Annotated in this window: 10 protein-coding genes; 4 read left to right on the top strand and 6 right to left on the bottom strand. The window is 58.8% G+C overall.

What is annotated here, in order from left to right; translation table 11 throughout:
- Window positions 1-230 precede the first annotated feature (230 nt).
- Window positions 231-1,556, top strand: coding sequence for an ankyrin repeat domain-containing protein (locus MWU49_RS10670; RefSeq protein ID WP_246971881.1), 1,326 nt, complete (start codon window positions 231-233; stop codon window positions 1,554-1,556).
- A 274-nt stretch (window positions 1,557-1,830) separates the two neighbouring features.
- Here the strand turns inward: MWU49_RS10670 and MWU49_RS10665 are convergent, their stop codons facing one another.
- The 5 genes from MWU49_RS10665 to yrfG all read right to left on the bottom strand — a co-directional run bounded on the left by MWU49_RS10665 (window position 1,831) and on the right by yrfG (window position 7,247).
- On the bottom strand, window positions 1,831-3,123 hold the full coding sequence (locus tag MWU49_RS10665) for an NAD(P)/FAD-dependent oxidoreductase (RefSeq protein ID WP_246971870.1): 1,293 nt from the start codon (window positions 3,121-3,123) through the stop codon (window positions 1,831-1,833).
- Window positions 3,124-3,379: 256 nt separating this feature from the next.
- On the bottom strand, window positions 3,380-4,924 hold the full coding sequence (locus tag MWU49_RS10660; protein WP_246971859.1) for a phosphoenolpyruvate carboxykinase: 1,545 nt from the start codon (window positions 4,922-4,924) through the stop codon (window positions 3,380-3,382).
- Between the two features lie 367 nt (window positions 4,925-5,291).
- Window positions 5,292-6,146 (bottom strand): Hsp33 family molecular chaperone HslO, encoded by an 855-nt coding sequence (hslO, locus tag MWU49_RS10655; RefSeq protein WP_246971855.1) that lies wholly within the window; start codon window positions 6,144-6,146, stop codon window positions 5,292-5,294.
- Between the two features lie 36 nt (window positions 6,147-6,182).
- Window positions 6,183-6,569 (bottom strand): S4 domain-containing protein, encoded by a 387-nt coding sequence (locus MWU49_RS10650; protein WP_246971852.1) that lies wholly within the window; start codon window positions 6,567-6,569, stop codon window positions 6,183-6,185.
- Between the two features lie 24 nt (window positions 6,570-6,593).
- The gene (gene yrfG, locus MWU49_RS10645; RefSeq protein ID WP_246971849.1) at window positions 6,594-7,247 is read right to left on the bottom strand and encodes a GMP/IMP nucleotidase; all 654 of its coding nucleotides are present in this window, start codon (window positions 7,245-7,247) and stop codon (window positions 6,594-6,596) included.
- A gap of 55 nt (window positions 7,248-7,302) precedes the next feature.
- Here yrfG and nudE point away from each other — a divergent pair, with 55 nt between their 5' ends.
- From nudE to MWU49_RS10630, 3 genes are all read left to right on the top strand, one after another.
- The gene (gene nudE / locus MWU49_RS10640) at window positions 7,303-7,848 is read left to right on the top strand and encodes an ADP compounds hydrolase NudE (RefSeq protein ID WP_246971830.1); all 546 of its coding nucleotides are present in this window, start codon (window positions 7,303-7,305) and stop codon (window positions 7,846-7,848) included.
- A gap of 614 nt (window positions 7,849-8,462) precedes the next feature.
- Window positions 8,463-9,275, top strand: coding sequence for a 3'(2'),5'-bisphosphate nucleotidase CysQ (gene cysQ, locus MWU49_RS10635; RefSeq protein ID WP_246971828.1), 813 nt, complete (start codon window positions 8,463-8,465; stop codon window positions 9,273-9,275).
- Between the two features lie 160 nt (window positions 9,276-9,435).
- Window positions 9,436-10,323 carry an alpha/beta hydrolase gene (locus MWU49_RS10630; protein ID WP_246971826.1) on the top strand — a complete coding sequence of 296 codons (888 nt, stop codon included), beginning with the start codon at window positions 9,436-9,438 and terminating at the stop codon, window positions 10,321-10,323.
- A gap of 16 nt (window positions 10,324-10,339) precedes the next feature.
- On the opposite strand, the gene MWU49_RS10625 is transcribed toward MWU49_RS10630, so the two are convergent.
- Window positions 10,340-10,582: a hypothetical protein gene (locus MWU49_RS10625; RefSeq protein WP_246971824.1), complete on the bottom strand. Its 243-nt coding sequence runs from the start codon at window positions 10,580-10,582 to the stop codon at window positions 10,340-10,342.
- Between the last annotated feature and the right edge of the window lie 91 nt (window positions 10,583-10,673).

Raw genomic sequence — 10,673 nt, 5'->3', positions numbered from 1 at the left:
CCGACTCTGCCCGCGCACCAAGCACGCCGTAGGAGCCTGCCTGCAGGCGATCTTTTGCTTGCAGGCAGGCCCAAGTACACAGAGAGACCCAACAGAAAAAGGCCGCCCCTAACCGGGGCGGCCTTTTTTGTTGGAATTCCAGTGATTCGCTGCGCTCACCCCTTCGGGGCCGCACTTCGCGCGTTCGTCCCTCAAGCGGAACTCCTTGTATCTCTCCACGAGTGTTGTGAATGCTGAATCTTTTGTGGGTGTTAAATGCTGACGCGATTTGTTTGAATTCAGGATCGTCTGAATGGATGCGGATGTTTATGAAGATTTTGGTTGTGTTGATGCTGCTGTCGGGGGTGGCAACTGCGGATGAAAGTCCCTGGGATGATAAGAAGATTACCTGCGAGGAAATGGAGGCCTTTCCAGAGCTCGTCTTTTCCTCGGGGGCTGACTTGGGTACGGGGCATGGTTCTCCGAATGAAGTTGATTATGGTTGCCCAAAGAGTCTTTCGCAGCAGTCTTTCCTGAAAACAATTTTGTCTATGGCGGGAAGTATTCGGCAGCCTTCAAAGTGGGGGTTGCCTCACTGTACAGGATCAATGGCTTATGCGCGCTGGAGATACTTTCAGTTCGATTTATCGCAGCTCGGGTACTACACGCATGAATGGCAGGAAATGCCGGAACAAAAAAAGATTCGCGAAGCAAGAGAAGGCAAGAGAGAAAGGTATTTTGAAGAGTGGAGCTATTACAGTCGCCATAATAGGGCTCTCTACCTGGCTTATCAGGCAGAGTTGAAAAGAATCAGGCCTCAGTTGGTTCAATGGTATCTGGATAACCATCCGGTTAACGCTGAAACTGCGGAGCGATATGCAGACCGGGCACTGTCATCCATATCTGAATATGGCTTTGGTCGTTACCGCCATGATTGGCAGCCAGAAGCGCAGGTTGATTACACGGCTGAGGCAATACAGGGGCAATATGACCGGTTTTTGGCGGGGTTGGATCTGGCTTCTGATGCGCAAAAGCTTAATAGCCTGCGCAGGCTGCTATTTCACTCCCCGTCTATCTCCGTTGTTGCCACTCTGGCGAATTCAATTTCCCCATCGGCCAAGAATGATAGAACAAGATCGGAGTCTCCTCTCTCGATAGTGATCAATAGCCCGGATTATTTGAAGACGCTGCTGCAGGCGGGGTTCGCCCCTGATCACCAAAATGTTTTTGGGAAAACCTCACTTTATTATGCGGTGGAGTTCGGCGAGCTTGAGAGTGCCAGGGTGTTGTTGGTGGGCGGAGCGGATGCGAACCATGCATATCAACTGGAAAAGTATGCCATCTACCGCGCGCCTTCCTATTGTGTGGGTATTAAAAAATGGCAGCGCACACCTTTGATGCATGCGGCTCAACACGCCGATATAAAAATGATAAAGCTATTGCTGGAGTATGGTGCGGATCCGATGCTTGAGGATGTGCAGGGCTCAACGGCAGTCGATTATGCCAGGGAAAATGGTAAGCCAGAAAATGAAGCCTATCTCATGGCAGAGATAAAGGGGTTAAGCCAACAGCGTTGATGAGGGTCCGTTGTGCCAACAGACAGGTCGCCTGCCGGCGGTTTTGCGCTGCGCGCGTTCGTCCCTCAAGTGGAACTCCTACAAAAATAAAAAGGTCGCCCTAATCAGGAACGACCTCTTTGTGGGAGCGCTCCATGCCCCTGACTATGCCTGCAAGCAAAAAGATCGCCTGCAGGCAGGCTCCTACTGCGAGGGGGCGCGGGATGGGCGTTGTCGATTAGTCGTGCCTGTCCCGCGCTTTTCAACTTTGAACTTTAAACTTTCAACTCGCCCTTTAATGCAGTTTCAACCGCGGCCGAACCAGCTTGTTAAAGCGCCCGGCGATCAGCAGCATCACCGTTCTCGGCCAGCCGTACAGCGCGGCCTGGTGCATGCGGTACAGGCTGATGTACATCATTCTCGCCAGCCAGCCTTCCACGAAGAAGTTGCCGCCTTTCAGGTTGCCCATCAGCATGCCCACGGAGCTGTAGTTGGACAGCGATACCAGCGAGCCGTGGTCCTTGTATTCGAACGGGCGCGGTTCGCGGTTCATCAGCAACTGTTGCAGGCTGCGGGCGGTGTGCTGGGCCATCTGCTGGGCAGACTGGGCGCGCGGCGGGATCGGGCGTTCGGCGCCTTCCGGGATCAGGAAGGCGGCGTCACCGATGATGAAGATATTCTTGTGGCCTTTGGCCTGCAGGGTCGGTTCCACTTCCACCTGGTTGATGCGGTTGGTGGTGAGGCCATCGATCTGGCCGAGCCATTCCGGACATTTCACCCCGGCGGCCCACACCAGCAGGTCGGCCTTGATGGGGTCGCCGTCTTTCGGCACGAAGGCTTCTTCAGTGGCTTCGGCGACCATGACACTGGTGCGCACCTTCACGCCCAGCGCTTCCAGGCGTTTGGTGGCGGTGGCAGAGACGCGCTCACTGAGTACCGGCAGAATCCGTGGCGCGGCTTCGATGATGTCTACCTGCAGGTGTTTGCGATCCAGCTTGTCGTGGCCGTAGAAGTTGAGCATGGACACGGCATGATGCAGTTCGGCTGCCAGTTCTACACCGGTGGCGCCGCCACCAACGATGGCGACAGAGACGGGTTTGCCTTCGTAGTTGGCATGCAGGCAGGCATTCAGGAAACGCTCACGGAAACGTTCTGCCTGGGTGCGGCTGTCCATGAACAGGCAGTTGTCGCGCACGCCGGGGGTGCCGAAGTCGTTGCTCTGGCTGCCGGTGGCCAGCACCAGGTAATCGTAGTCCAGCTTGCGCTCGGGCAGCACTTCCTTGCCGTGTTCATCGAACAACGGGGCGAGGGTGAGTTGCTGGCCCGCGGTATCCACCTGGGTGAGGGTGCCTGGCTCGAAGCGGTAGTGATTCAGCTGGGCATGGGCGCGGTAGTCCACCGCATCCAGATCCGCATCGATGGCGCCAGTAGCCACTTCGTGGAAGCGGGGCTTCCAGACATGGATGCTGGAGGAATCCACCAGGGTGACATCGGCGTTACCGACGCGACCGAGCTTGCGGCCCAGGCGGGTGACGAGAGGCAAGCCGCCGGCACCACCGCCAACGACAACAATCTTGGGTTTGCTCATTGAAGCTCCTGTCAGGTGCGCCATTTACAGGATGGCGACCGTGCTAATTCATTTGGCTTTTCTGAATTATTCTTCAAAGGCAGGCCCTTTTGGGGCGGCCGGTGCAGAGGTTGCTGCGCCGGAAATGCAAAGCTCAACCCGGGACGGTGCGTGGGTCGAACTGGAAAATCCTTATCTTCCCGATGGCGCGGGTCTGCACCATGGGCGATAAAGAAAAAGCCCGCCGGTGGCGGGCTCTTTCAGCAACTCACTCCGCTCAGGCCTTGGGGCCGGCAGCGCGAATCTCGTCGGACACATCCGCGTATTTCTCGGCGAAGTTCTTCTCGAACTGTTCGGCCAGATCGCGGGCGCGTGCTTCGTAGTTTTCCGGGTTGGCCCAGGTGTTCTTGGGCTGCAGCAGGTTGCTGTCGACGCCGGGAACCACTTTCGGCACGTCCAGGTTGATGATCTCCAGGTGCTCGGTTTCCGCTTCGTCCAGATCGCCGGACAGGATCGCAGTGACCACACCACGGGTGGTGGGGATGCTGAAGCGCTCGCCTTCACCGTAAGGACCGCCGGTCCAGCCAGTGTTGACCAGGTAAACCTTGGAACCGAATTCTTCCATGCGCTTGATCAGCAGCTCGGCGTACTCACCGGCACGACGGGGGAAGAACGGGGCGCCGAAACAGGTGGAGAAGGTGCTCTTGATGCCACCGCCAGAGCCCATTTCGGTGGAACCGACCAGCGCGGTGTAGCCACTCAGGAAGTGGTAAGCGGCCGCTTCCTTGGTCAGCTTGGAGACAGGCGGCAGTACGCCGGTCAGGTCGCAGGTCAGGAAGATGATGTGCTTGGGTTCGCCAGCGCGGTTGGCTTCGACTTTCTTGTCGATGTTTTCCAGCGGATAGGCGGCACGGGTGTTCTGGGTCAGGGACACGTCGGTGTAGTCGGCGGTGCGGGATTCGTCATTGATGATGACGTTTTCCAGTACCGCGCCGAACTTGATGGCGTCCCAGATCACCGGCTCGTTCTTCTGGCTCAGGTCGATACACTTGGCGTAGCAGCCGCCTTCGATGTTGAAGACTACGTCCTTGCCCCAGCCGTGCTCGTCGTCACCGATCAGGTAACGGGCGGGATCGGCGGACAGGGTGGTCTTGCCGGTGCCGGACAGGCCGAAGAACAGGGCCACGTCGCCGTCTTCGCCCACGTTGGCGGAGCAGTGCATCGGCAGCACGTCTTTTTCCGGCAGCAGGAAGTTCTGTACGGAGAACATGGCTTTCTTCATTTCACCGGCGTAACGCATGCCGGCGATCAGCACCTTGCGCTGGGCAAAGTTGAGGATCACGCAGCCATCGGAGTTGGTGCCGTCACGCTCCGGCTCGCACTGGAAGTGCGGGGCGTGCAGGATCTGCCATTCTTCCTTGCTGCGCGGATTGTATTTTTCCGGGCGGATGAACATGGTGTTGGCGAACAGGTTGTGCCACGCGGTCTGCGCAGTCACTTTTACCGCCAGGTAATGATCAGAGTCGGCACCCACGTGCAGGTGGGAAACGAAAGAGTCGCTTTCGGCGGTGGCGCCGGCAACGCGATCCCAGAGCGCGTCAAACTTGTCAGCCGGGAAGGGGCGGTTGATGGCACCCCAGTGGATGTGCTCGCTGGTGCTCGGCTCGTCAACGATGTAACGGTCCATGGGGGAGCGGCCGGTACGGTGACCGGTTTCCACCACCAGGGCGCCGGTGTCGGACAGGCGGCCTTCGTTACGCTGAACAGCCATTTCTACCAGCTGGGCTGGGCTGAGGTCGTTATAAACAATCGGGTCGGTCATGGTCATTCCTGGGCTAATCGCCATGGCACGGCGTGGTGTTCCGTACCGGGTTCGCATTGCGGGTAACAGTGCCGGTCTCGTGCCCGTTTTACTGCCTGCGGGCAAGACAAAGGGTGACCAGAGCACGCTCCAGTCAGCACAGGCGCGCGATTATGCCAGAAATCTGAAACAGTGGCGATTCCCCTTCGGACTGACGGGTCATGCGCCAGGGACAGTGAATAGTTAACAGTTAACAGTGAATAGTGCGCGGTTTTGGGCCGTCAGGCGCCGAAATGCCGGAGGCCGCGCCCAAGGGTGGACGCGGCCTCCGGGGGGTGGGAACCCCAAGACGGGGTTCGCGCCGCTGTTAACTGTTCACTATTAACTGTTAACTGATTTCCCTGATCATCTCCGCCAGATCCACCGCGTCGAACTTCTCCTGATGTCGACAAAAGTCGCAGGTCAGTTCCACTTCGCCGTCTTCGTCCAGCAGCGTCTGCAGTTCCTCGATTCCCAGGGAAATCAGGGCGTTACGGTTGCGTTCACGGGAGCAGGTGCAGCCGAACTTGAGGCTGTTGGTCTCCGGCAGCTGGGGCGGGGTGTCGTGGAACAGGCGGTGCAGGATGGTCTGGTCGTCCAGGTTGAGCAGCTCTTCCATGGTCAGGGTGCTGGCCAGGGCCTCCAGGTGTTCCCACATCTGACCGTTGGCGTCGGTGCCGGCGATCTGGTTGGGCAGGCGCTGCAGCAGCAGCCCGGCGGCGCGGTTATTGCCGCTGGCCAGCCACAGGCGGGTGGGCAGCTGTTCGGATTGCTGGAAGTAGGCTTCCAGGCACTGGGCCAGGGTGTCGCCTTCCAGTGGCACGATGCCCTGATATTGCTGGCCCTGTTCCGGGATGATGGTGATCACCATGTGGCCATCGCCAATCAGGGTGCGGACATCCCCTTCGCTCCAGTCCTGGCCATCGCTGTGGCGGGCCACCGCACGCAGCTCACCGTCATTGGTGCATTCGGCCAGCAGCAGGGACACCGGGCCGTGGCCCTGGGCCTGCAGGGCCAGGCGCCCCTTGAACTTCAGCGTGCTGGCGAGCAGCGCCACCGCGGCCACCGCCTCGCCAATCAGCCCCTGTACCGCAAGCGGATAGCTGTGGCCTTCCAGAATGCGGGTGATGCTGCTTTCTACCTGTACCAGCTCACCGCGAATGTCGGAATCTGGAAAGAGGAAGCGCTGCTTGTGGTCTTGCATGATGATGTCCTGGTTCGGGCCCGGATTGGCGGGCCTTTAAATGTCGTTGTCTCGCTTGAAGCGCTGGATATCGCGGCGCTCTTTCTTGCTGGGCTTGTGGTCCGGAGCTGCTGCCGCCGCCCGGGACAGCTTCCGCTGTTCGCTGCTCATTTCCCGTTTGGCGATGCTTTCCGGTGTTTCCTCATAGAGCGTCTGTGCCACCTTGGCGGGGCCGCGCTTGCTGCTCAGGTCGCGGACGATCACTTCAAAGTGCTCCGTGCCCTTGGTGATGGTTACGGTCTGGCCCGGCTGCACCGCCTTGCTGGGCTTGGTGCGGCCGCCATCGATATGGACCTTGCCGCCCTCGATGGCAGTCTTGGCCAGGGTGCGGGTCTTGAAGAAGCGGGCCGCCCACAGCCAGGAATCAATGCGTACGCTTTCCATGGTCACTCTGTTTATTGTGCCTGCTCACGGCAGCACAGAATCGAAATCATCAATGGCCACAAAGGGATCGGTGTGCTCCCGTTTGGGCAGGCTGGAGTCCGGGTGCAGGATGCTCACCGGCTGACCAATGCCATACAGTTTGGCGCTGTGCAGTACTGGCAGGGAGTCATCCACCAGCAGGGCCCGGGTGGGCTCGAAGGGCAAGTGGCGCTGCAAATGCTGCCAGAAGGCCTGCGCCTCCTTGGGGTGACCATAATCATGGCTGGACACCAGCTCATGGAAGTACTGGTCGATGCCGGTCTGGGCCACTTTCACATCCAGTGCATCACGGTGGGCGTTGGTCACCATGATGATCTGCTTGCCGGATTGCTGTAGCCGTTGCAGAAACCGCTCGGCCCCGGGTCGCACGGAGATGCGGTCACGGGCCTCGCTTTTCAAGCGGGCAATTTCCAGCCCGAGTTCATCGGTCCAGAAATCCAGGCAATACCAGTTGAGGGTGCCCTGATGGCTGCTGATCCAGTCGTGGATGATGCGATCTGCCTCGTCCTGGGGTAGCCCCAGCTGGCGGGCATAGGCTTCAGGGACGTGTCGCTGCCAGAACCAGTTGTCAAAACGCAGGTCCAGCAGGGTGCCGTCCATATCCAGTAACACGGTGTCCACAGACTGCCAGTCAATCATGCAATTCCCGGTCGTTCAGGTTAGTCTTCGCTCTTCACAAGAAGGCAATACCATTATGGATGAGAAGCCCGAGATTCTCGACACCCGACTGGTGGCCCGCAGCCGATTGTTTGGCATTGAAGAGCTGCATCTGCGCTTTTCCAACGGCGTGGAGCGCACCTATGAACGCCTGCGCACCCCGCCGATCCCGGCGGTCATGATGGTGCCCCTGCTCGATAACGATACCGTGCTGATGATCCGTGAATACGGTGCCGGCACCGACAGTTATGAGCTGACACTGCCCAAGGGTGCCTGCGAGCATGGCGAAGACTGGCGCGAATCCGCCAACCGCGAGCTCAAGGAAGAAGCCGGCCACGGTGCCCGCTCACTCACCCTGTTAAAGGAAATGACCCTGTCGCCGGGCTACATGGGGCACCGTATCAAGGTGGTGCTGGCAGAAGATCTGTACGAGGAATCCCTGCCTGGCGACGAACCTGAGCCTCTGGAAGTTGTGCCCTGGAAACTGTCCGAGCTGGATCAGTTGATCGAGCGCGAGGATGTGACGGAGGCAAGGGTGATCGCGGCGTTGTTGATGACCAAGCGGTTGCTGGAGAAAAGATAGCTGCGAGCTACGAGCTTTGAGCTGTGAGTTACAAGCTACAAGCTACAACGCGGGGATGTGCTTGTGCGGCCTGAATACTTCCGGCCCCGCGCTGTGGGCTCTGCCGTGAGACAGCTGATGTGGGAGCTTGGCTGCAAGCGATGAGACGCAAGGGAGCCTCTGAATAACTCCTTGCGTACTCAGCGTGACCTGAAGCGTGCAGCAGTTGTGTCTTGTCTCGAAGGGAAGGGTGGTTCCCTTTTCAAGAGGCAAGGCGCAGCTGATGGGCGCTTCAGGCCGCGCCTTTATGCTCGTTAGAGTGCTCCCGGGTCTTCCAGGCTGATCCACACTCGTTGTTGCACTTTCTCGACAGGCAACCAGCATGCCTTCAAAAGTGCGCCTAGATTGTGAATCAGCCTGAAAGACTGAGCATGCAAGGAGTTATTCAGAGGCTCCCAAGTTGAAAGTGGCAAGTTTCAAGACGCGGGCAAGGCTGTGCTGCTCCCCAGGCCTTGGCCACAGCCTTTTAACGGCCAGCGCGGAGTGACGGGATAACAGTTTATGAAGACCTTGCCCCGCGTTGCAGCTTGTAGCTTGCTCCTCAGAGATAAATTCGAAAAACAGGACACAAAGAAATGACTGACTTCAACACCCTGCTCAACCCCCTCGCTGACATCGCCCGTGACGCGGGCAAGGCCATTCTTGAGGTATACGAGCGGGATGATCACGGGGTGGAAACCAAGCAGGATGAGTCCCCGATCACCGAGGCAGACAAGGCGGCTCACGAGATTATCGAGGCTCGCCTCAAGGCACTGACGCCGCAAATCCCGGTGTACTCCGAAGAATCTGGCGATATTGCCTATGCGGAGCGCAAGGACTGGCCGGAGTTCTGGCTGGTGGATCCGCTGGATGGCACCAAGGAATTCATCAAGCGTAATGGCGAGTTCACTGTGAATATTGCCCTGATTCGCGGCAATGCCCCGGTGCTGGGGGTGGTGCACGTGCCGGTGACCGGCGTTACCTACCTTGGTGGTGAGGGTGTTGGTGCCTTTAAGGAAGCAGGGGGCGAGCGTCAGCCGATTCGTTGTCGTGAGCGCACCACGCCGGTGGTGATGGTGGCCAGCCGCAGTCATGGCGGTGAAGCGGTGGAAAAGCTGGAAGCCTTTATCCGGGAAGAGATCGGTGAGGTAGAGCGCGCCTCCATGGGATCGTCCCTGAAACTGTGTCTGGTGGCAGAAGGCAGTGCCGACATCTACCCCCGGCTGGCGCCCACCAGCGAGTGGGATACCGCAGCGGCTCATGCGGTGGTGACGGCTGCCGGCGGCGTGGTAACCAATACTGCCTTCGAACCGCTGCAATACAACAAGGAAAATATCCTCAACCCGTTCTTCCTGGTGCTGGGCCAGAGCGTGGATGACTGGCGTTTTATCGCGCCGGCGATTGGATAGTACGCCTGATGCTGGATGCCCGACGCCTGACGCTAAAAGCGTTATGGGGGCCTGATGGCGGAGATGGGCATTCGCCCATTTCCGCCCTACGATAATTGCCCACTTTTGAAGTTTTTTTGCTGGTTGTCTGGATCAGCATCGGAGAGCAGAGTGAGATTGAATGATGAGTGAAAAGAGAGAGATGCGTTTTGTCAGCGACGGCCAGTCCTGTCGTGGTGATCTGTATCTGCCGGATGGCGATGGCCCGTTTTTGACCGTGGTCATGGGCCATGGTTTTGGACTGACCAAGGAGTGCGGTCTGGACCCCTTCAGGGATGCTTTCCTGGCGGCGGGCTATGCGGTGTTCCTGTTCGACTACCGTCACTTCGGTGAGAGTGAGGGGGTTCCCCGTCAGGTGCTGTTGCCTAATCGCGAGGTGGCGGACTGGCAGGCGGCACTGGCCTGCGTGCGCAAGATCCCGGAAGTGGATAACCAGAAAATCGTGTTGTGGGGCACCTCCTTTGCAGGTGGGCTGGTCTCTGTGGTGGCAGGCAAGGAACCGGTGGCCGGGATTATTTCCCAGTGCCCGATGATGGACGGCCTGGCGTCTGTGCTCGGCGTGATCGGCTACGCCGGTCTGGTGCAGGGCCTGAAAATGACTGGGCTGGGGCTGCTCGATCTGGCCTCCAGCGCGGTGGGCATGGGGCCGAAACTGCTGCCCTCGGCGGGACACCCCGGTGAGTTGGCGGCCATGTCCAGTGCCGATTCCTGGGATGGCTATACTGCCTTGATGCCAGACAATGTGCCCAACGAAGTGGCGGCGCGGATTGCTCTGGTGCTGCCCTTGTTCCGCCCTGTGTCCAGTGCCAGCAAGGTGAAGTGCCCGGCGCTGATTCTGATTTGCGAAACGGATTCTGTGGCGCCGGCATCGGCGGCGGAAAAGGCGGCGGCGGCCATGGCCAATGCCACGGTGAAGCGATACCCGGTAGGCCACTTCGATGTCTATCAGGGTGAAGCCCGTGAAATCAGCTTGAAGGACCAGCTGGCCTTTCTGGCTACCCTGGCCTGAGGCCAGGGCGTACTGATCAGAACGGCATCAGGCCGCTCATGGCCGGTGTGATGTGCTCTTTGGACAGCATCACGCCAGCGGCAATCATGCCCAGATTGATGCAAGGCAGTATCAGCCCGATGGCAATCATGTTGATCGCGGCGGGGTGGCGGATACGTCCGGTCCACAGCAGCATGGCGAAAAGCAGGGCGTACAGGAAGGGTACGCTCAGCCATGGGTGCTCGCCCACAGTATGAACAAGATCAGTGAACACCTGCATATTGGATCCCCTTGTTGTTATTGCTTTGGCAGGTTATTGAAGGCCTCTCCCCCGAGAGGCCTTGGCAGTATGCATAAAGTGAATCCGGGTC

Source organism: Alcanivorax sp. S6407 (assembly GCF_023016115.1).
In the GTDB taxonomy this organism is placed as follows: Bacteria; Pseudomonadota; Gammaproteobacteria; order Pseudomonadales; family Alcanivoracaceae; genus Alcanivorax.
Note: the sequence above shows the minus strand (reverse complement) of the source record. Positions and strands in the feature narration are given on the sequence as shown.